The 19,550-nt window shown below is 71.7% G+C and carries 22 protein-coding genes and 1 pseudogene; 11 read left to right on the top strand and 12 right to left on the bottom strand.

Annotated elements, in window-relative coordinates:
• Positions 1-16: 16 nt before the first annotated feature.
• The 7 genes and pseudogenes from JJV70_RS01400 to JJV70_RS01415 all read left to right on the top strand — a co-directional run bounded on the left by JJV70_RS01400 (position 17) and on the right by JJV70_RS01415 (position 5,930).
• Positions 17-937, top strand: a complete 921-nt coding sequence (locus JJV70_RS01400) for a lysylphosphatidylglycerol synthase transmembrane domain-containing protein (RefSeq protein ID WP_219045623.1) — start codon at positions 17-19, stop codon at positions 935-937.
• The gene (locus JJV70_RS01405; RefSeq protein WP_219045624.1) at positions 934-1,389 is read left to right on the top strand and encodes a protein phosphatase; all 456 of its coding nucleotides are present in this window, start codon (positions 934-936) and stop codon (positions 1,387-1,389) included. Before JJV70_RS01400 ends, JJV70_RS01405 begins: the two co-directional genes overlap by 4 nt.
• A 473-nt stretch (positions 1,390-1,862) precedes the next feature.
• Positions 1,863-2,036, top strand: a pseudogene (locus JJV70_RS23095) (DUF6545 domain-containing protein); the annotation flags it as partial.
• A complete protein-coding gene (locus JJV70_RS22365) occupies positions 2,006-3,400 on the top strand; it encodes a helicase-related protein (RefSeq protein ID WP_308294628.1) in 1,395 nt (464 codons plus the stop codon). The pseudogene JJV70_RS23095 and the gene JJV70_RS22365, both read left to right, overlap by 31 nt.
• A gap of 57 nt (positions 3,401-3,457) precedes the next feature.
• On the top strand, positions 3,458-3,970 hold the full coding sequence (locus tag JJV70_RS22370) for a DUF1998 domain-containing protein (protein ID WP_308294629.1): 513 nt from the start codon (positions 3,458-3,460) through the stop codon (positions 3,968-3,970).
• 489 nt (positions 3,971-4,459) lie between these two features.
• A complete protein-coding gene (locus JJV70_RS22375) occupies positions 4,460-5,164 on the top strand; it encodes a hypothetical protein (RefSeq protein WP_257573132.1) in 705 nt (234 codons plus the stop codon).
• 181 nt (positions 5,165-5,345) lie between these two features.
• Positions 5,346-5,930, top strand: coding sequence for a hypothetical protein (locus JJV70_RS01415; protein WP_257573133.1), 585 nt, complete (start codon positions 5,346-5,348; stop codon positions 5,928-5,930).
• Positions 5,931-6,108: 178 nt separating this feature from the next.
• On the opposite strand, the gene JJV70_RS01420 is transcribed toward JJV70_RS01415, so the two are convergent.
• Complete coding sequence (locus tag JJV70_RS01420) at positions 6,109-7,497, bottom strand: class I SAM-dependent RNA methyltransferase (protein WP_219045625.1); 1,389 nt, start codon at positions 7,495-7,497, stop codon at positions 6,109-6,111.
• Positions 7,498-7,662: 165 nt separating this feature from the next.
• Between JJV70_RS01420 and JJV70_RS01425 the strand changes: the two genes are divergently transcribed.
• A complete protein-coding gene (locus JJV70_RS01425; RefSeq protein ID WP_219045626.1) occupies positions 7,663-8,340 on the top strand; it encodes a TrkA family potassium uptake protein in 678 nt (225 codons plus the stop codon).
• The gene (locus JJV70_RS01430; RefSeq protein ID WP_219045627.1) at positions 8,337-9,023 is read left to right on the top strand and encodes a TrkA family potassium uptake protein; all 687 of its coding nucleotides are present in this window, start codon (positions 8,337-8,339) and stop codon (positions 9,021-9,023) included. The genes JJV70_RS01425 and JJV70_RS01430 overlap by 4 nt, the downstream gene beginning before the upstream one ends.
• Positions 9,024-9,148: 125 nt before the next feature.
• On the opposite strand, the gene JJV70_RS01435 is transcribed toward JJV70_RS01430, so the two are convergent.
• The 5 genes from JJV70_RS01435 to JJV70_RS01455 form a co-directional block, all read right to left on the bottom strand.
• Positions 9,149-10,030, bottom strand: a complete 882-nt coding sequence (locus tag JJV70_RS01435; protein WP_219045628.1) for a DUF3159 domain-containing protein — start codon at positions 10,028-10,030, stop codon at positions 9,149-9,151.
• Positions 10,027-10,440 carry an OB-fold nucleic acid binding domain-containing protein gene (locus tag JJV70_RS01440; RefSeq protein WP_219045629.1) on the bottom strand — a complete coding sequence of 138 codons (414 nt, stop codon included), beginning with the start codon at positions 10,438-10,440 and terminating at the stop codon, positions 10,027-10,029. The genes JJV70_RS01435 and JJV70_RS01440 overlap by 4 nt, the downstream gene beginning before the upstream one ends.
• A gap of 271 nt (positions 10,441-10,711) precedes the next feature.
• The gene (locus JJV70_RS01445) at positions 10,712-11,527 is read right to left on the bottom strand and encodes a DUF3710 domain-containing protein (RefSeq protein WP_219045630.1); all 816 of its coding nucleotides are present in this window, start codon (positions 11,525-11,527) and stop codon (positions 10,712-10,714) included.
• A gap of 1 nt (position 11,528) precedes the next feature.
• On the bottom strand, positions 11,529-12,035 hold the full coding sequence (gene dut / locus JJV70_RS01450; protein ID WP_219045631.1) for a dUTP diphosphatase: 507 nt from the start codon (positions 12,033-12,035) through the stop codon (positions 11,529-11,531).
• On the bottom strand, positions 12,032-12,616 hold the full coding sequence (locus JJV70_RS01455) for a PaaI family thioesterase (RefSeq protein WP_308294630.1): 585 nt from the start codon (positions 12,614-12,616) through the stop codon (positions 12,032-12,034). Before JJV70_RS01455 ends, dut begins: the two co-directional genes overlap by 4 nt.
• 137 nt (positions 12,617-12,753) lie before the next feature.
• Here JJV70_RS01455 and JJV70_RS01460 point away from each other — a divergent pair, with 137 nt between their 5' ends.
• Positions 12,754-13,209, top strand: coding sequence for a DUF3093 domain-containing protein (locus tag JJV70_RS01460; protein ID WP_219045633.1), 456 nt, complete (start codon positions 12,754-12,756; stop codon positions 13,207-13,209).
• On the opposite strand, the gene JJV70_RS01465 is transcribed toward JJV70_RS01460, so the two are convergent.
• The 4 genes from JJV70_RS01465 to JJV70_RS01480 all read right to left on the bottom strand — a co-directional run bounded on the left by JJV70_RS01465 (position 13,161) and on the right by JJV70_RS01480 (position 16,815).
• Positions 13,161-14,033 (bottom strand): hypothetical protein, encoded by an 873-nt coding sequence (locus JJV70_RS01465; RefSeq protein ID WP_219045634.1) that lies wholly within the window; start codon positions 14,031-14,033, stop codon positions 13,161-13,163. The two genes, JJV70_RS01460 and JJV70_RS01465, sit on opposite strands and share 49 nt — an antisense overlap.
• A gap of 14 nt (positions 14,034-14,047) precedes the next feature.
• Positions 14,048-14,347: a DUF4193 domain-containing protein gene (locus tag JJV70_RS01470; RefSeq protein ID WP_219045635.1), complete on the bottom strand. Its 300-nt coding sequence runs from the start codon at positions 14,345-14,347 to the stop codon at positions 14,048-14,050.
• A 468-nt stretch (positions 14,348-14,815) separates the two neighbouring features.
• A complete protein-coding gene (locus JJV70_RS01475; protein WP_219045636.1) occupies positions 14,816-16,114 on the bottom strand; it encodes a HAMP domain-containing sensor histidine kinase in 1,299 nt (432 codons plus the stop codon).
• A gap of 47 nt (positions 16,115-16,161) precedes the next feature.
• A complete protein-coding gene (locus tag JJV70_RS01480; RefSeq protein ID WP_219045637.1) occupies positions 16,162-16,815 on the bottom strand; it encodes a response regulator transcription factor in 654 nt (217 codons plus the stop codon).
• A 350-nt stretch (positions 16,816-17,165) separates the two neighbouring features.
• On the opposite strand from JJV70_RS01480, the gene JJV70_RS01485 reads away from it, so the two are divergent.
• The gene (locus JJV70_RS01485) at positions 17,166-17,336 is read left to right on the top strand and encodes a hypothetical protein (protein ID WP_219045638.1); all 171 of its coding nucleotides are present in this window, start codon (positions 17,166-17,168) and stop codon (positions 17,334-17,336) included.
• 196 nt (positions 17,337-17,532) lie between these two features.
• On the opposite strand, the gene JJV70_RS01490 is transcribed toward JJV70_RS01485, so the two are convergent.
• Both JJV70_RS01490 and JJV70_RS01495 read right to left on the bottom strand, forming a co-directional pair.
• Positions 17,533-18,327, bottom strand: coding sequence for an inositol monophosphatase family protein (locus JJV70_RS01490; RefSeq protein WP_219045735.1), 795 nt, complete (start codon positions 18,325-18,327; stop codon positions 17,533-17,535).
• Positions 18,328-18,385: 58 nt separating this feature from the next.
• Positions 18,386-19,513 carry a ferrochelatase gene (locus tag JJV70_RS01495; RefSeq protein ID WP_219045639.1) on the bottom strand — a complete coding sequence of 376 codons (1,128 nt, stop codon included), beginning with the start codon at positions 19,511-19,513 and terminating at the stop codon, positions 18,386-18,388.
• Between the last annotated feature and the right edge of the window lie 37 nt (positions 19,514-19,550).

Consider the following 19,550-nt stretch of genomic DNA (forward strand, 5'->3'; position numbering starts at 1 on the left):
CAGCACGCGCACCCGGGTGATCCAGGCGCTGCTGTTCGTGGCGGTGGGCATCGGCCTGGTGATCACTCTGCGGGGTCTGGACACGGCCCGTCTGTGGGCGGCACTGAAGGCCGCCGACTGGCGCTGGCTGGCTGTGGCCATCCTGGCCAACGTGGCGTCGCAGGTGACCCGGGCCGTCGGCTGGAACGCGATGTTCACCGAGGTCCGGATCCGGTTCCCCCTCCTGGTGCGGATCGAGTTCGCCGTCCAGGCGGCGGCGGCCGTCACCCCGGAGGGGGTGGGCGAGTTCCTCCGGGTCGGCTACCTGCTGCGCGAGGGGGTGGCCCGGTCGGTGACCGTCACGCTCATGATGGTCCGCAAGTTCTTCTCCAGCCTGGGTCTGGTGCCCTTCCTGGTGTTCATCTGGTGGCCGGGGAGCCACGTGCCGGGCTGGGCGGTGGCCGTCGCCTGGGTATATGCGGCCGTACTGACGGTGCTGTCCGTACTGATCGCGGGGGTCGCACGCACCCCGTCCGCCCCCGCCCGGGAGGGCCGGCTGCGCAAGATCGTGTTCGACGTGCGCACGGCACTCGGCCCGGTCCGCCGCCCGCGCGTCTTCGCGGAAGTGGGGGCGGCCGCGCTCATCACCCGGGCCCTGGACTTCCTGGCTGCGGTGGCCATCGCGAAGGCTCTGGATCTACAGCCGCCGGTGGCCGTCCTCGTGCTCGTACTGCTGTCGATCGAGGTCTCCAATACCCTGCCGACCCTGCCGGGCCAGCTGGGTACCTTCGAGGTGGCCGTGCTGGGCGCGGCAGCGGGCACCCTTGGGCAGGCTGAGGGTTTAGCCTTCGCGCTGGTTTTCCATGCCCAACAAGTGCTTCCCCAGATCCCGCTGGGGACCATCGCAATGGCCGACAAATCGATTTTACGGAACCGATCGAAACGGGGTACATCATGACCGAACTGTGGAACACCGATAGCCCCAAGGTAGTTACGCTACCCTCCGGGCGGATGATTCGCGGACGCGGGCTCAGATCCGATCTACCGGAGGGGCAGACCCCTACGTTTGCCGTGCATTTGACGGATCACGAACCGCCCAAGCCGCCGTGGGAGTCCCTGTGGATTCCCTGGCGGGATTTCTGGCTTCCCGCCGACCCTGTGGACGCGATGCGCAAACTTCGCATCGCCTACGACCGCGCCGCGGGCGAACGCGTGGAGATCTGCTGCGGGGGCGGCATCGGTCGGACCGGCACAGGACTCTCCGCGATCTGCGTCTTCGAGGGCATGAATCCCAAGGAGGCGGTCAAATGGGTGAGGCAGAACTACCATTCCCGTGCGGTCGAAGTACCGTGGCAACGGCGTTTCATCCGCCAGGTCTACGCTGCCGACGCGTCCGGCTCGGGGCGGTGATCCCTTCTCGATAACGCTTCGTGACGGTCTGCGCTCTTCGTTCAGGTGGTACGTCCGAGTGCAGTTGGAGCAGGACGAGGGCGGCGCGGGCGAACCCGGTGATGTCACTGGCCCGAGTTCGACGAACTTCGGAGCCTCTGGAGCAACGACATGCCCGCTGGCCTGTGGCTTCACCTTCTCGGCTGCCGCAGGTCGTTGCTCTAGGCGCTCGCGTTTCCGCAGGTGGCGGAGGATCTCCGGTGCGGTCTCCGAGGACCTAGCCGAGGGCCGTCTCGAAGCCGCTGCGTGATCGACGATAGAGCGTCGAGCACGGAACTCGCCCTGAGGCTGCCAACTTCCCCCGCTTCAGGGAAGTTTGCCTCCATCTTCCTACGGCCCATTGTTGGCCGTCCGCCTTCGACGTCGCGGGGATTCTCTATCCTGCGGCCGCCTCGCGGTGGATGACCATCCGCTTGTTGGCCCATCGGCGTCGGATGTACCGGCGCCTGACACCTCTGTGGACGGCTCTGCACGAGGCTTCCCCGGAGGACTCCCTCCACCGCACGCCGGCAGGAGGCTGGCGCGACGCGCTGCGCGTCCGTGGGACTCACCGCCGGTACTACCAGCTAGCCATCGAGTGCCGGGACGGTCTCGTACGGCTCAGCCCCTATCTCGCAGAGATGGAGGCTCCCATGGAACCCTCGGCCCCACTCCCACCAGGGCGTCGGCTTTCGACCCGAACGTCCTCACCTGCATGCCCACCCTTGAACTCGGCATCGACATCGGCGACTTGTCTGCGGTGCTTCTTGCCTCCATGCCGCCCGCACCTGCCAACTATGCGCAGCGGATCGGCCGGGCGGGCCGCAGCACCGGCAACTCGCTCACCGTCACCTTTGTACCGCGGGGCGCCCGTAGCCACTACTACCTGCACGTTCCGGAGCAGATGCTGGCGGGCCGGATCATCCCGCCGGACTGTTACCTGGACGCCTCGGAGATTCTGCGCCGCCAGTACCTGGCCTTCCTTTTCGACCGCGCCGCGGACCGCAGCCTGTGGGACGGCACGTCGATCCCCGAACGCCCCATGCCGCCGCGCATCGGTGAGCTCTTCGGACATGGCCTGGCCGAGGACGGTTGGTTCCGGCGCTTCCTCGACGTCGCGGGCACCCGCCATGCCCAGCTGTCCGCCGCGTTCATCGCTCTGTTCCTCGCGATGACCCCGGCCGTGGCCCAGGGTGTCCAGCACTTCGCCGCCCAGGGCCTGGAGGAAGCCGTCGGAGCCGCGGCCAGCGCGTGGAACAAGCGAGTGGCTGCCCTGCGCTCGAGGATGCGGCAGATCGGCCGGGCCTTCGACGCGTTGTCGACCGCTTCCGGTGATCCTGAACGCGACAAGCAGCGGCGCCAGCTCTTCGCGGAGCAGCGGACCGTACGCAAGCGCCGGGACGCTCGTCTCGGAGAACTCGATCAACGCCCTGGTGCGGCTGGGCCTGCTGCCCAACTACACCCTCCACGACGACGCGACCGTCCTGGACGCCACCTTGTGGTGGAAGGACAGCGACGGGGAGTTCGACGAGAGCTCGACCGACTACGGCCGGGGCTCCCGGCTCGCGCTTACCGAACTTGCCCCCGGCAACATCTTCCACAGCGACGAGGGCTGAGGGCGTGGCGCCGCTCCAGCAGCGGCCTGCCCTTCGGCGTCGAGTTCGCCCGCGTGGCGACGATCCGCACGATCAACCTCGGCCCCTCAGCCGCACCTGGGTCGGCCCACGCGATCCGCGGAGAAGACGTCCAGGTCTCCGGCTTCGAGACGTGCCTGGAATGCGGAGGTGTGCGCGGCACCCACCCGCAGGCATGGGACCCCTCGGCCCAGCGGATCGGCACCCGGCATGCGTACTGGTGCTCACACCGCGACGACGGCGTCGCCCACGAGCCGACGGAGAAGCTGCTGCTCGCCCACGAGCTCACCACCCAGGCGCTGCGCATCCTGCTGCCCGTCTCCACGATGGACCTCGCCGACCGCCTCATCTCCTTTTAGGCGGCCCTGCTCCTGGGCATCACCAAGCACTTCGGCGGCGCTCCCGACCACATCCGTGTGGTCACCGACAGCATGCCCGGCGACAGTCAGGAACTGCGACGACGGTTCCTCGTCCTGCACGATTCGATGCCCGGCGGCACCGGCTACCTGGAGCACCTGGCGGACGCCGCGGTGCTGCACCGCGTCCTGACCCTCGCGCAGACAGCGCTACGGGACTGCCCCTGCCAGAAGAGGAGCAGCGCACGCCCTGCCACCGCTGTCTTCTCCCCTTCGTATCCAGCAGCGAACATCCGCACGTCTCGCTGCGCATCGCGAAGGAACTCCTGGACGAGATTCTCAAGGACTGGGCGGTCGAAGCGGTCGACACTCTCTCTGGCGTACGCATCGACCAGCTCGTCGACAGCGAGCTGGAGGACCGGTTCGTCCGCACCCTCATCACCTGGGGCCGCAGAGACGAGGAGGACGGATCGGTCGCCGCCAAGGCCGGCCAGGGCGGAGTGGAGCACGAACTCCGTTTCACCCGCGGTGATGCGGCCACGCGCTGGCGCATGCGGGACCACGTACGGTTGAACACCTCCGTGCCCAGCGAACCCGACTTCCTCCTGGAGCGGACCGACGGCCCAGCGGAACGGGTCGCGGTCTTCCTCGACGGCTTCGCCTTCCACGCGAGTGAGAAGGTCAACCGCATCGCCGACGACGCTGCCAAGCGAGCGGCCCTCTGGGCGGACGGCCTGTTGGTGTGGCAGCTGACCTGGGACGACGTCATGACGTGGACAGCGGGTGTCGGCAACGCGGCGGAAGGGCAGCAGGTTCGTGCCCATGCCAGGCCACTTCACACAGATGCCGCACTCCAGCTCGCCCGCCAGATCCACCTAAGCCTGATCGGCCAGACCCGCCCCAACGACACCCTGACCCGGTGCTGCGCAACCCGGTCGAGACCCTGCTGGAGTTCCTCGCCGACCCCGATCGGGCCAAGTGGGCTCGACGGGCAGCCGGCCTGCTGGACGGCTTCGGAGCAGCGGCGCGCCCCAGCCGGTGGACCGCGAAGAGACCGGACGAGTGCTTCCCGACGTACTGCGGGGCGCGAGCCTGTCGGCCTCGGCCTCGGCCGCAGAGGCCGTCGCGTTCGACGCCCGCACCACAGGCCAGACGCGGATCATCGGCCTCCTGGACCGTCGGCCTGAGCCGCGCAGCAAGCAACCGGACATGCGGGCATGGTCCGCACTGGCCGTGCTCGACGACCGGCCGGAAGCCATCACAGGCAACGGGCGCAAGGACCGCTGGGTGGACTGGCTGAGCTGGTCGAACCTGCTGCAGTTCCTGCAGCCCGCCGCTGGCGACGAGCTCCCCCGCTCCTTCCACCAGGTCGCAGTGTCCACCAGCGACCAGGTCGATCCGCATACCGTGGCTCTGCTGACCAGTGCGCTGCCCACAGAGGCAGGGGCCCCGCAGCCGCTGCCCCAGGCATGGACCGAAGCGATCGAATGGGCCTCGTCCCAGGTCGAGGATGTCCTTCTCGCTCTCGTCAAGGAAGCCCGCCATGGACGCATCGACGTGCCGGAAGTCGGCTTCGAGTACGGAGACCAGGCGATGCAGGCCGAACTCGCTTGGCCAGACGAGAAGGTCGCTATCTTCATCGACCTGGACCAGCAGCGAGACGCCATCTTCGCGCGCGACGGATGGTACGTCGCGAGAGCCGGCGCCGTGAATGAAACTGAGCTCATCGAGAAGTTGGAGGGGAACCGATGTCCGGCGCCAAGGTGATCATGGCGGACGTCTTCGGGAAGTCCTATGACGCGCTGGACGGCTCCGTCCAGCCGCAGGTGCTGCAGTTCGTCATGAAGATGCAGCGCGACCCGGACTCCAACGGCCTCAACCTGAGCCGCCGAAAGGCGCCAAGGACAGGAGGGTCCGCACCACACGCGTCACCGACAACTACCGGGCCGTGCTCATGCATTACGCCGACCGCATCTACTACCTGGTCGCTGTGCTGCCTCACGAGGACGCCTACGACTTCGCCGCGAACATCCTCTTCGACATCAACAAGGTCACCGGCGGCATCGAACTGATCAACCTCGGCAGCCTCTATGGCACGCTCAGCGGACAGCCGAAGGCCGCCGACATCGCGCCCGATACCCCGTCGCTGTTCGCCGGCGTCTCCGACGCTGATTTCGAACGACTGGGCGTCCACACCTCTATCGTTCCGGCGCTCCGCGAGATCCGCAGCGAGGACGCGGTCCTCGGCATCGTCGAGACCCTGCCCAAGCTGGCTCGCGACGTGATCCTGTGCCTCGCCGACGGCATGCCCGTCGAAGAGGTCTGGGAGCAGGTCAGCTCGCTCGCGGCCACCGCCGAGGAAGTCGACACCCAGGACTACGAGGCCGCGATCGAACGCCCCGCCACCAAGGAAGCCTTCGTGGTCACCGGCGACTTCGCCGAGTTCGGGCGGATCCTCACCGAGCCCCTGTCCGCCTGGCGGATCTTCCTGCACCCAGCACAGCGGGCGCTGGCTGAGCGCAAGACCCCCTAGCACCTTGCCGCACCCGTACAGTCAGGAGGCCGCCCGACCAGCGGCGCAATGGACCTGATGGCCGATCAGAGCAAGCGTCAAATGAGCGTCAACATGCCTCGCAGAGCGTCATTCCAGCGTCAAGATATCGCCCGTAACACCCATAGTGCACATAACGCACATCACTCAAACTCGCAGTTCAGGAGCCCTTCGCGGCCGGTTCGAGGATGGCGACGCACTCCAGGTGGTGGGTCATCGGGAACAGGTCGAAGGCGCGGAGGAAGCGGGGGTGGTAGGCGGAGGCGGCGAAGTAGGCGAGGTCGCGGGCGAGGGCGGCGGGGTCGCAGGCCACGTAGGCGATGCGGCGGGGGCCCATGGAGGCGAGGAGTTCGACGGTGGCGCGGCCGGCGCCGGAGCGGGGCGGGTCGAGGACGACGATGTCGGCCTCGGTGATGCCGGTGCGCGGCAGCACGCGTTCGACGCGGCCCTGTTCGACGCGGACGCGGGGGAAGTCGGCGAGGTTGTGGCGGGCGTCCTCCACCGCGCGCTTGCTGGACTCGATGCCGAGCACGGCGCCGCGTTCGCCGACCCGGTCGGCCAGGGCGCCGGCGAACAGGCCGACGCCGCAGTAGAGGTCGAGCGCGGTTTCGCCCTTGCGGGGAGTCAGGCCGCGCATGACGGCATCGACGAGAAGGTCGGCCGCGGCGGCGTGGACCTGCCAGAAGCCGCCCGCTCCGACGCGCCAGGTGCGGCCGTCGGCACGTTCGCGGACGAACGGGCGGCCGTGGACGCGGTGCACGGTGCGGGACTCGCCGCCCCGGCCGCGCTGCTCCTCGGCGCGCAGCACGGAAACCGGGCGGTCCAGCTCCACCAGCGGCAGGCGGCCGCCGGACGTGGGGGTGACGATGACCTGGCGGTCGGTGGAGCCGGAGGCGGCGATGGCGTCGATGGAGGCGGTCTGCGGCCAGGTGCGGCGTTCGATGCCCAGCTCGCTGACGCCCTCGGAGGCGATGAGGCAGTGGCCGACGGGCTCGACCTCGTGCGAGCGGTGCCGGCGGAAACCGGCGCGCCCCTCGGCGTCGATGGCGTACTGGACGCGGGTGCGCCAGGCGGGGACCTCGCCCGCGGGCACCTTGTCGCCGGGGACGGGCTCGACGGTGCCGTCCCACGAGACGTCCTCGGGCGTCAGCCCGGCCAGGCGGGCGAGCTGTTCGGTCAGCACGTCGGCCTTCAGGCGGCGCTGGGCACCGGGCTTGGCGTGCTGCCAGTCGCAGCCGCCGCAGCGGCCCGGGCCGGAGAAGGGGCAGGGGGCCTCGATGCGGTCCTTGGACGGGTCGAGGATGGTGACGGCGTCGGCGCGCAGGAAACGGGCGCCGACGTCGCCCTCGGTGACGCGGGCGATGACGCGCTCGCCGGGGAGGGTGTGCCGCACGAACAGCACCTGGCCCGCCTCGGACCGGGCGACGCAGTGGCCCCCGTGGGCGACCGGCCCGACCGTCACCTCGAACTCCTGCCCGACGGCGGACTCGGCGGAGGTGGCGGGCTCGGGCGAAGCGGGGTTCGTCCCCTGGGATGCTGCGGTGGACATGGCGTAGAGCTCCAGGGAAACGGGGTGCGGGAGGGGCAGCCGTCCAGTCTAGTGGCGCGCCGGGTGCCGCCACACCTCGGTGGCGGAGCCGCAGGTGTCGGCGGGTAGCGTTACGGTGTTCATCCAGGTGATCGCAGCAGGGGAAAGGTGTGAGGTAGCGGCCTCATGCACATCGTCATCATGGGGTGCGGCCGGGTGGGCGCCGCACTCTCGAAGACCCTGGAGGACCAGGGCCACACCGTCGCCGTGATCGACCGCGACCCGACGGCGTTCCGCCGCCTGGGCTCCGGCTTCGGCGGACGGCGGGTGACCGGCTTCGGCTTCGACCAGGACACCCTGCGCGAGGCCGGGATCGAGGAGGCGGGCGCCTTCGCCGCCGTCAGCAGCGGTGACAACTCCAACATCATCGCCGCCCGCGTGGCCCGCGAGATGTTCGGCGTGCAGAACGTCGCCGCCCGCATCTACGACCCGCGCCGCGCCGAGGTCTACCAGCGCCTGGGCATCCCGACGGTCGCCACCGTGCGGTGGACGGCCGACCAGATGCTCCGCCGCCTGCTGCCCGCCGGTGCCGAGCCGCTGTGGCTGGATCCGACCGGCGGCGTCCAGCTCGCCGAGGTGCACGTCTCGCCCGAGTGGTTCGGGCTGCCGGCCGCGCGGCTGGAGGCCGAGTCCGGGGTGCGCATCGCCTTCATCACCCGGCTGGGCGAGGCCATGCTGCCCGATGCGCACGCGGTACTGCAGGAGGGCGACCTGGTGCACGTGATGATGCGCAGTGACCAGGTCGGTGAGGTGGAGGCCGTCTTCGACCGCGGCCCGGGCGACGCAGGGGAGCAGCAGCGGTGAGAGTTGCCATTGCCGGAGCGGGTGCCGTCGGCCGGTCGATCGCCGGCGAGCTGCTGGAGAACGGGCACGAGGTGCTGCTCATCGACAAGGCGCCCACGGCCATCGCCGTCGAGCGGGTGCCGCTGGCGGAGTGGCTGCTGGCGGACGCGTGCGAGATCTCCGCGCTGGACGAGGCGGCCTTGCAGCGCTGCAACGTGGTGATCGCGGCGACGGGGGACGACAAGGTCAACCTCGTCGTCTCCCTGCTCAGCAAGACGGAGTACGGCGTGCCGCGCGTGGTGGCGCGGGTGAACAACCCCAAGAACGAGTGGCTGTTCAACGAGGCCTGGGGCGTGGACGTGGCCGTCTCGACACCGCGGCTGATGTCGGCGCTGGTCGAGGAGGCCGTCAGTGTGGGCGACCTGGTGCGGCTGATGCGCTTCAGCCAGGGTGACGCGAACCTGGTGGAGCTGACGCTGGCCCCGGAGGCCGCGCTGGCCGGTACGCGGGTCGGTGACGTCGCCTGGCCGCAGGACACCACGCTCGTGACGATCATCCGTGGCACCCGCGTGCTCCCGCCGAGCCCACAGGACGCGCTGGAGGCCGGTGACGAGCTGCTGTTCGTCGCCTCCCCGGCCCGTGAGCGGGAGCTGGAGGACCTGTTGTCGGTCCACCGAGGCCCGGCGGACGACGACGCGCTCTGACGCGCGGCACGCGATCGGCGTGCCGCCCGGGCGCCCGGCGTGGGTGGCGCACCCCGGCCCTGCCCGCCCCGGCGGGCCGGGCATCGGGGGGGCTGACGCCCGGGGGACCCTCGCGGTCGGCGGGGTCAGCCCTCCCGTGGCGTATCGACGCGGACGGTCCCGGCGCCGTCCACCGGTCCGCCGTCCGCCGGGCGGGCGGCGAAGTCCTCCCGCCCGGCGCGCTCGCGCGCCTCCGCCTCGGCCTGCTCGCGCCGCTCCTCGGCCTCCATCTCCGCGAAGACGTCGATGGGCGGCGGCGCCTTTACCAGGAAGATCCAGGTCAGGTAGACGCACAGCAGGAACGGCGGAATGCCCAGCGCCACGCGCAGCCAGCCGAGCTGGGTGGCGTCGCCCCACAAGTAGATGGGGAAAGTGATCGCCGACTTGGCCAGGAGGACGAAGCCCCACGCGTAGCTGGCCTTGGTGTACGCCTTCTTGCGCCCCGGGTTCCGCGTCCGCCAGGAGAGGTTCTCCTTGAACAGCGGTCCCAGGATGACGCCGAGCAGCGGTACGCCCGCGAGGGAGCTGCCGATGTAGGCGATGGCCAGCACCAGCGTGTAGAGCATGCCGGGCAGGTAGAAGTTGCGGGCGTCCCCGGACATCATCGCGAAGACGGCGCCGAGGAGAACGCCGAAGACGCCGCTGAACGCGTGCTTGACGGTGTCGCGGCCGAGCAGGCGCAGGACGGCCATGAGCGCGGAGAGCCCCAGCGCGGCGATCGCCGAGACGTGGATGTCGCGGTTGACCGTGTAGCTGAGGACGAAGACCAGCCCGGGGACGGTCGTCTCGATCATGCCCCGGACGCCGCCGAACGCCTCCAGGAACGCCGCCTTGGTGACCTCCTGATCGGCGGGCCCCGGCTGCCCGGCCCCCGGCGACCGTTCAGCCGCGAGTGGCGAGAGCGGCGCCTTCGGCCCGTCCGGCTCCGGCTCCCCCGGCCCGGTGGCCGGCTTGTCGAGTGAGGTCACTCACTGCTCCTGTCCCAGGGTCGTAGCTCGTACTTGGGGTTGAACAGCACCCGGCGGCCGCGGTTCATCGCGATCCGTCCCGAGGCGATCAGCGTACGGCCCGGTTCGATGCCCGCGATGGCGCGCCGCCCCAGCCAGACGACGTCCAGGGAGTCGGAGCCGTCGAACAGCTCGGCCTCCAGCGCGGGCACCCCGGCCCGGGGCCGGAGTGTAACGGTACGCAGCGTTCCGGTCACCTTGACGATCTGCCGGTCGGAGCAGTCGCAGATCTTGGTGCAGCCGCTGAGCGCCGTGTCGTCGCGCGGCGGCGCGGGAACGTGCTCGTCCGGGTGCTGGAACCGGCCGAACAGGCGCCGTATCCGGCCGTTGGCCCGCTTGCCGGCGACGTCGGAGTTGCTACTACCGCTCATACGTGCCAGCGTACGGGGCCGCTCGGCGCAGGCGGTAACCCCGGTGAGCAGCTTCACGCTTCTGTTGCCGAGCCGTGCTCCGCTCACCCTCTGCGGTGCCGGGCCGGGAGCGGTCCGGGCACGCCGGGCGCCGGAGGATTCACCGCTCGAAGCGGTACCCCCATGCCCGGCTCGGTGGGGAAGAGGCGCGGGGCGGACGGGCGGCCACCGCCCCCGCTCGGCGGGGAAGGCGAAAGGAGACCGGGCGGGAGGCGTCGGCCGGGCGTCCGCGTCAGCGGACTTCCGTGGTCTCCGGGCCGCGCTGGAGCTTGTCGATGCCGCCGGCGAAGCGGGAGCCCTGGGTGGCGTCGTCCTGGCGGACGCCGTCGGGGACCATCTCCGCGTCCTGCGGGAGCTTGAGGACGATCGGGTCGCGCGGGGCCATCGGCGCGTCGCCGCGCACGATCACCGTGTCGCGGAAGATCTGCTCCAGCACCCCGGCCGCCTGCGGCTGGACCGCGCCCTGTCCCGAGATGACGCCGCGCAGGAACCAGCGCGGGCCGTCTACGCCGATGAAGCGCACGACCTGCACGCCGTTCTTGCCGTCGGGCAGCCGTACCGGCACCTGGGCGCGCGTCTCCCAGCCCAGCGGTCCCTCGACCTCGTCGACGACACCGCCCTGCTGGGTGATGCCCGCGCCGATCTCCTCGCGGATCTCGTCCCAGATGCCCTCGCGTTTGGGCGCGGCGAACGCCTGGAGCTGGATGGCGCTGTCCCGCAGGACGACGGTGGCGGCCACGATCGCGTCCCCGGCGACCTCGACGCGCAGTTCCATGCCCTGCACGCCGGGCACGTACAGGCCGCCGAGGTCAACCCGGCCCTCGGCGGGCTTGCTGATCTCGGATACGTCCCACGGGCCGTCGGGGCGGGGGGCGGGGGGAAGCTTGACGCGGGAGGCGGCATCGCCCGCGCCGCCCGCCGCCGCGCCGCCCGCAGCCGCGTCGTCGGCCGCGGCCTCCTCGGCGTCCGCCGAGGTGATGTCCGCCGAGAGCCCGGCGTTCTGCTCGGCGTTCTCGGCCTTTTCCGCACGCTTGCGACGTCCGAACACGTCACTGTCCCTTCAGGTCGGCGGCCTGGCTGCCGTCGACCGCAACGTTGGTGTTGTATCCGCCCGTGGAACCGAAGCCCCCGGTTGACCGCGCCGAGCCCGGCAGCTGAGCCACCTCGTGGAACCGCACCTTCTCGACCTGCTGGACGACGAGTTGGGCGATGCGGTCGAAGCGGGCGAACCGCACGGTCTCGCGCGGGTCCAGGTTGACCACGATCACCTTGATCTCTCCACGGTACCCGGCATCGACGGTTCCGGGGGCGTTCACCAGGGCGACGCCGAGGCGGGCCGCGAGCCCGGAGCGCGGGTGGACGAAGGCGGCGTAGCCATCGGGCAGCGCGAGCGCCAGCCCGGTGGGCAGGACGGCGCGTTCACCGGGCGCCAGGTCGCGGCCCTCGGTGGTGACCAGGTCGCAGCCCGCGTCACCGGGGTGGGCGTAGGCGGGCAGCGGTACCTGGGCGTCCAGGCGGCGGATGAGGACGTCCACGGGCTGTTGCGGCGCGCTCACGGGTTGACCTCGAAGGCGCGGGCCCGGCGCAGCTGGTCGGGGTCGTTCATCGCGGCCTGGATCTCGTCCGGGCGGCCGTTGTCGATGAAGTGCTCGACCTTGACCTCGATGAACAGGCCGTCAGCCCGTACGGCCACCGGTCCGTCGGCGCCACCGACGCGGCCGACGGCGGTGCAGTAGATCTTGCGGCCGTGCACGGCGGTGACCCGGGCGTCCAGGTGCAGCACCGAGCCGACCGGCACGGGACGCTGGAAATCGGTCTCCAGCCGGCCGGTGACGGAGATGGTGTGCATCAGCCAGTTCAGCGCGCCGAGGGTCTCGTCGAGCGCGGTGGCCAGCACGCCGCCGTGGGCGAGGCCGGGGGCGCCCTGGTGCTCGGGCTTGACGGTGAACTCGGCGGTGACGCCCACCCCCTCGGCCGCCCGGGCGTCCAGGTGCAGGCCGTGTGGTTGCTGGGAGCCACAGCCGAAGCACTGGTCGTAGTGGGAGCCGAGCGGCTCGCCCGGCGCGGGCGCGTCCGGGTGGCGCACGGGTGGGCGTGCGTCCGCCGGTGGCGTCAGCGAGGTTCTCTGAGAGGTCACGTCAGCAGACCCTACCGCCGCCGCCGCGCTGCCCGTACGGGTGCCGGGTTCGCGGGGCGCAGGCCCTCGCATCGCCGGTGCGGACCGCGCGCCGGTGACGTGCCAGGGTTGGCCGGTGACGTGCCAAGGTTAGTGGCATGCAGCCGTACGACGAACGTCTGACCGCACCCCGCTCCTGGTGGCTGACGCTGCCCCTGCTGGCCGGGCTCACCCTGGGCCTGGTGGTGCTGCCGCTCGGCCCGGTACCGATGCTGGTGGCCCTGGTGGCGGGCGCGGCGCTGGCCGCGGCGGGGGTGAGCGCGTACGGGTCGGTGCGCATCCGCGTGATCGCCGGCTCGCTGGTCGCGGGCAACGCGCGCATCCCGCTGAGCGCGCTGGGCGAGACGAGCGTGCTGGACGCCGAGGAGGCGCGGGCCTGGCGGACGCACAAGGCGGACCCGCGCGCCTTCATGGTGCTGCGCGCCTATGTGCCCACGGCGGTGCGGATCGAGGTCACCGACCCGCAGGACCCGACTCCGTACGTCTACCTGTCTACGCGGCGGCCTCAGCGGCTGGTGTCGTCGCTGGGCGCCCCGCCGCCCAGCGACCGCTGAGCGGCGGGCGGCAGCTTCTCCCACGGGACCTGGCGCTTGCGCAGGTCGGCGCGGATGTCCTGGCTGAGCTTGCGCGTCTCACGGCGGTTCATGGCCGCGCCCGCCACCGCGCCGATCAGGAACGGCGTGAGGGTGGGCAGGTTGCGCAGGGTGCGTTTGAGCAGCCGCTTCCGCAGCTCGCGGCGCAGCTGCACGCCGAGGGCGGCGTTGAGCGTGGCCGGGACCATCGGGTCGATGCCCCGCTGGTGGGTCCACGCGGCGAGGTAGGCCATGCCGCGCTGACGGGCGTTACCGGGTGGGCGCTGCCCGTAGAGCTCGTGCAGTTCGGCGATGAGCTTCAGCTCGATGGAGGCCACGCCGACCGTCTCCGCGGCCAGCTCGGCGGACATCGCGGGGGGCACCGGCAGCATCGCCGCCGCGCCCACTCCGGCGCCGACCGTAGCGGAACCTTTCAGCGCCGTCGCCACCAGGGCGTCGGCGATCTCCTCCGGCCCCTTGCCGGGGTACTGCGCGCGCAGCGTGGCCAGGGAACGGACGGGGATGCGGGGCGCCGTCTGGATGAGACGGTCCGCGGCGATCCCCGCGAGGGCCCGCACCGTGCCGCGTTCGGCGCGCGTACCGTCGCCCCGCACGGCCTCGGCCTGCCCGGACGGCGTGGGCGCGGCGGCGTCCTTGCGGCGTCGCCGCGGCAGCCCGCGGCGTCCGGACGGCTCGGGGAGTGCGCCACCCGGCCGTGCCGCGCCCGCCGCGCGGGCATCGCGGGGTACGGGCGAGGCGTCGCGTGCGCGGCCTCGCCCGGCATCACGTGCGTGGTCGCCGGTCACCGGCCCGTCCGCCGTCAGGCCGCGCAGTCGCGACAGATCGGCTGGCCGTTCTTCTCGGCGGCCAGCTGCGAGCGGTGGTGCACCAGGAAGCAGCTCATGCAGGTGAACTCGTCCTGCTGCTTGGGCATGACGCGCACGGCCAGTTCCTCGTTGGAGAGGTCCGCGCCGGGCAGCTCCATGCCCTCGTTCTGCTCGAACTCGTCTACGTCGACGTTCGAGGCCGACTTGTCGTTCCGCCGGGCCTTCAGTTCCTCGATGCTGTCCTCGTTGAGGTCGTCATCGGTCTTGCGTGGAGTGTCGTAATCCGTAGCCATGTCTGTTCTCCCCCTCTGGGTTCAGTGACGTCTCAGCGCACGTAACGCGTGAGGGGCCGGTCTTTGTGCCCGTCCCGAGGCGGAGATTTTGCCTCACATCAAGTCCTGTTACTGAAACGACACCCAATCGGCTCCCGGAAGGGGTGTCCGGCTGGGGCGCCGCCTGAGGGTACTGCGTCCCTCCTGGCGCTCGTCAGGCGGGCCGTCTCGGGTACTTCCCGCGATCACGACCTGCGGAAACCTCGACTTTACGGGCATTTCTGACGACGTGCGGATCACGGAGCGCGCCCGGCCGGGGTTTCCCGTGTCCTGCCTCACATACCCGGCCGGGCGCGGGCCAAGAGCCGCAAACCGTCCCTTTACCCGCACATTACGCTCGCAGCGAACACGGCGGGACGGGCAGGGCATGCCGGACGGGGCCTTTCACTGAACGGAGACGATCCGTCACACCGCCAGCACGCGGCGTCCTCACACCGGGAGGGTGACGCGCATGCGCAGGCCGCCGTCCTCGCGGGGTGTCGCCGTCACCGAGCCGCCGTGCGCGCGGGCCACCGAGCGCACGATGGACAGGCCGAGCCCGACGCCCTTGTCGCTGCCGGTGCGCTCGGTACGCAGCCGCCGGAAGGGCTCGAACAGGTTGTCCACCTCGTACGCCGGTACCAGGGGCCCGGTGTTCTCCACCGTCAGCACCGCCTGTCCGTGCACCACGTCCGTGCTCACCGCCACCCAGCCGTCCTCGGGCAGGTTGTAGCGCACCGCGTTTTGCACCAGGTTCAGCGCGACACGCTCCAGCAGGACGCCGTTGCCCTGGAGGTAGGCGGGCTTGCGGACACCGCGCAGGGTGACGCCCTTGCCCGCCGCCTCGCCGCGCACCTGTTCCACGGCCTGCGAGGCGACCTCGGCCAGGTCCACCGGCTTGCGGTCGACGAGCTCGTTCTCGCTGCGGGCGAGCAGCAACAGGCCCTCCACCAGCTGCTCGCTGCGCTCGTTGGTGGCCAGCAGCGTCTTGCCCAGCTGCTGGACCTCCGGTGACGCCCCGGGGTCGGACAGCTGCACCTCCAGCAGCGTGCGGTTGATCGCCAGCGGGGTGCGCAGCTCGTGCGAGGCGTTGGCGACGAAGCGCTGTTGCGCGGTGAAGGCCCGGTCCAGCCGGTCGAGCATGTCGTCGAAGGTCTCAGCCAGCTCGCGCAGCTCGTCGTCCGGACCCTCCAGCTCGATGCGCCGGTGCAGGTCCGACCCGGCGACCTGGCGCGCGGTGCGGGTGATGCGGCCCAGCGGCGCCAGCACCCGGCCGGCCATGACGTACCCGAAGGCGAACGCCGCGACGGCCAGGCCCAGCAGCGCCAGCAGGGAGTTCTTCAGCAGCGTGTCGAGCGCGAGCTGCCGCTGGATCGCCAGGCACTGCCGCACCGCCTCGTTGGCGTCGGTGCCGCTGGGGATGTCGCACACCTCCGAGGTGAGCCGGACGCTGCCGCCGTTGCCCAGCACCACGTGGATGGGCAGCGCGGCCCCGTCCTCCAGCGCCTGGGCGGCCAGCAGGTAGATGATCGTCAGCAGCAGCATCCCGGCGACGAGGAACATGCCGCCGTACAGCAGGGTGAGCCGTATCCGGATGGTCGGCCGCAGCCAGGGCAGCGGGCCGCGCGGCACGGGCGGGTCCCAGGTGGGGCGCGGGGGCGTGCCGGGCGGGCCAAAGAGGCGGCCGTGCGGTGGGCGCTGGGGCGGCGTCGGGTCCGGCGTCGGGTGGGGTGGGGGCGAGGAGGTCATGCGGTTGCGCTCCAACGTGGGGGCGAGCGGACGCTCAGGTGCGTCGCTCAGAGGCGGTAGCCGGCACCGGGCACGGTGATGATGACGGGCGGCTCGCCCAGCTTGCGGCGCAGCGTCATCACGGTGACCCGCACGACGTTGGTGAACGGGTCGGTGTTCTCGTCCCACGCCTTCTCCAGCAGTTGCTCGGCGGAGACGACGGCTCCCTCGGCGCGCATCAGCACCTCCAGCACCGCGAATTCCTTCGGCGCCAGCTGCACCTGGCGCCCGTCGCGGAACACCTCGCGGCGGCCCGGGTCCAGCTTAGTCCCGGCGCGCTCCAGCACGGGCGGGAGCGCGACGGTGGTACGCCGTCCCAGCGCGCGCACGCGGGCGGTCAGCTCGCTGAACGCGAACGGCTTGGGCAGGTAGTCGTCCGCGCCCAGCTCCAGGCCCTCGACGCGGTCGCTGACGTCACCGGAGGCGGTGAGCATGAGCACGCGCGTGGGCAGGCCCAGCTCCACCAGCTGGCGGCACACGTCGTCGCCGTGGACGAGTGGCAGGTCGCGGTCGAGGACGACGACGTCGTAGTCGTTCAGGCCGATCCGCTCCAGGGCGGCGGCCCCGTCGTAGACGACGTCGACGGCCATGGCCTCGCGGCGCAGCCCGGTGGCCACGGCGTCAGCCAGCAGCTGCTCGTCCTCGACGACGAGTACACGCACGGCACGGTCCTTCCCCTGGGGTGACGGAGGTCTGCGGGCGGCCCGGGACACGGGGCGCCCGGCTCCATCCTGCCCCGAACGCCGATAAACCGTCCGTAAGGGGCAGCCCGGCGGGGATTCAGCGGGGACTCGGAGGGGATTTTCCGCGGCTTGAGGTTTCCCTGAGGAACGGCTTGGGGAGGAAGCACTGCACACCCTCGATCACGCCCCGTAGGCGGCATGCCACCCGCGGCCCGTACCGGTACGCCCGGACGACTCCCCGGCCACCGCACGCCGAAGGGGACCACGCCGTGATCGCCTTCACCCCCGGCACACCCCCGTGCCGCCGACCCACGACGAGGGGCGCAACCATGGACGCGTTCACCGCAGGGCTGCTGCAGCGCATAAGGAGCACGGAACACGACCTGAGCCGCGCTCGCGAGGCCGGGGACGACTTCCTCGCCGAGGTGGAACAGGCGGAACTGGAGGACCTGCACCGGATCGCCCACGAACACGGCGTCGAGGTCTCCGTCGCGCACTGACCGGCCCTCGCCCACCGGTGCGCCCCGGCCCACGAGCCGTGCCCCCTGGCCCGCGTGGCCCTCGTCCCAACCGGGCGGGCCACGCGGGCTTCTGCGGGCCAGCACGGCCTCCGGCGGTCGGCGCGGGCGCTCAGGGGCCACCCGGGCGGGCTCTCGCCCGCCGTGCCGCGTCCGTGCGTCGAGCCCGCCGGACCGGCTACGCGCCCAGCGACAGCAGGGTCTCGCGCAGCACCCCGTACAGCTGCGGTGCGGCGGCGAGCGTCAGCGCGCTGTCGGGGCGGCTGCCCGGCTCGCGTCCGCCGGTCAGCGCCCCGGCCTCGCGGGCGATCAGCTCCCCGGCCGCCCAGTCCCACGGGTGCGTGCCGCGCTCGTAGTAGCCGTCCGCGCGGCCGCAGGCCACATCGCACAGGTCCAGCGCGGCTGAGCCGGAGCGCCGGATGTCCCGCACCCGGGGCAGGAGTTCGCGCACGATCGCGGCCTGCTCGGCCCGCGTCGTCTCGACGTAGTTGAAACCGGTCGCGATGAGCGCCTGGTCCAGGGACGGGCCGGGGCGGCAGCGCACCGGGTGACCGTCGCGCCGTGCGCCCTGCCCGAGCGCGGCGTGGTACACCTCACCGCGGGCCGGGGCGGCGACGACGCCGACGACCGGGTGCCCGTCCAGCTCGGCCGCGACCGACACCGCCCAGTCCTGCCGTTCGTACAGGTAGTTGACGGTGCCGTCGATGGGGTCGATGACCCAGCGCACACCGGTGGTGCCCGGGGCGCTGGTGCCCTCCTCCCCCAGCAGCCCGTCCCCGGGCCGCCGCTCGGCGAGGTAGCCAGTGATCAGCTTCTCGGCCGCCAGGTCCATCTCGGTGACGACGTCGATCGGGCTGGTCTTGGTGGCGGCCACGCCCAGGTCGGCCGGGCGGCCTTCGAGCAGCAGCGCGCCCGCCCGCCGCGCGGCCTGAAGCGCGACGTCCAGCAGCTCCGCGCGCAGGGCGTCGGTCAGCCGGTGCGGTAGGTCCGGGCTCGGGGCGGGGTCCGGCTCGCTCATGCCGGGGCTCCTCTCAGTGGTGGGGGCTGTCGGCGCCCGCTGCGGCGGGCCGGGGGGTGCGGGCGGGACAGCAGCCGGCGGGGCACAGGTCGTGGGACGGGCCGAGGGCACCCAGCGCGCGGCGCTCCGGCGACTCGCCGCGTTCGGTGGCCGCCCGTTCGAGCACCAGCTCGCGCAGCCCGGCGACGAAGCGCGGATCGGCGCCGACGGTGGCGGAACGCACGGCGGGCAGCCCCAGCTCCCCGGCCATGGCCATCGCCTCGGTGTCCAGGTCGTAGCGGACCTCCATGTGGTCGGAGACGAAGCCGATCGGCACCATGACCGCGGCCCGCGCCCCGGCGCCGTGCAGTTCCCGCAGGTGGTCGCAGACGTCCGGCTCCAGCCACGGGATGTGCGGGGCGCCGCTGCGGGACTGGTAGACCAGCTCCCACGGCCGCTCCACCCCGGTGCGCTCGCGCACGGCGGCCGCGATCAGACGGGCCACGTCCAGGTGCTGGGCGACGTACGCGCCGCCGTCCCCGTCGTGAGCCTGGGGCGGCCCGGAGGTGGCGGCTGCGGCCGTCGGGATGGAGTGGGTGGTGAACACCAGGTGCGCCGCGTCCCGGACGTCCCCGGGCAGCGCGTCCAGCGCGGTGAGCACGCCCTCGGTCATCGGGGTGACGAAGCCGGGGTGATTGAAGTAGTGCCGCAGCTTGTCCACGCGCGGCACCGCAAGACCTTCCGCGGCGAGCGCGGCCAGCGATTCGGCCAGGTTCTCCCGGTACTGGCGGCAGCCGGAGTAGGAGGCGTAGGCGCTGGTGGCCAGGACGAGCACGCGGCGGCGGCCGTCGGCGATCAGCTCGCGCAGCGTGTCCGTCAGGTACGGGGCCCAGTTGCGGTTGCCCCAGTAGACCGGCAGGTCGATCCCGTGCGCGGCGAAGTCCGCGCGCAGCGCGGCCAGCAGCTCACGGTTCTGCGCGTTGATCGGGGAGACACCGCCGAAGCGGAAGTAGTGCTGCCCGACCTCCTCCAGGCGTTCGCGCGGGATGCCGCGCCCACGGGTGACGTTCTCCAGGAACGGGACGACGTCGTCCGGCCCCTCCGGGCCGCCGAAGGACAGGAGCAGCAGGGCGTCGTAAGGCTCGGGGCGCACGTCAGGCATGGGCTCGATCCTGCCACCCGAAAACGGGCGGACGGAC

This window comes from Streptomyces sp. JJ66, assembly GCF_019303495.1.
Taxonomy (GTDB): Bacteria; Actinomycetota; Actinomycetes; order Streptomycetales; family Streptomycetaceae; genus Streptomyces.

Excerpts from the sequence above, each read along its gene's own strand:
- JJV70_RS01405 (WP_219045624.1), top strand. The coding sequence starts at position 934 with ATGACCGAACTGTGGAACACCGATAGCCCCAAGGTAGTTACGCTACCC.
- JJV70_RS01495 (WP_219045639.1), bottom strand. The coding sequence starts at position 19,513 with ATGCCTGACGTGCGCCCCGAGCCTTACGACGCCCTGCTGCTCCTGTCC.
- JJV70_RS01440 (WP_219045629.1), bottom strand. The coding sequence starts at position 10,440 with ATGAGCGGTAGTAGCAACTCCGACGTCGCCGGCAAGCGGGCCAACGGC.
- JJV70_RS01470 (WP_219045635.1), bottom strand. The coding sequence starts at position 14,347 with ATGGCTACGGATTACGACACTCCACGCAAGACCGATGACGACCTCAAC.
- JJV70_RS01475 (WP_219045636.1), bottom strand. The coding sequence starts at position 16,114 with ATGACCTCCTCGCCCCCACCCCACCCGACGCCGGACCCGACGCCGCCC.
- JJV70_RS01420 (WP_219045625.1), bottom strand. The coding sequence starts at position 7,497 with ATGTCCACCGCAGCATCCCAGGGGACGAACCCCGCTTCGCCCGAGCCC.
- JJV70_RS01460 (WP_219045633.1), top strand. The coding sequence starts at position 12,754 with ATGCAGCCGTACGACGAACGTCTGACCGCACCCCGCTCCTGGTGGCTG.
- JJV70_RS01485 (WP_219045638.1), top strand. The coding sequence starts at position 17,166 with ATGGACGCGTTCACCGCAGGGCTGCTGCAGCGCATAAGGAGCACGGAA.
- JJV70_RS01425 (WP_219045626.1), top strand. The coding sequence starts at position 7,663 with ATGCACATCGTCATCATGGGGTGCGGCCGGGTGGGCGCCGCACTCTCG.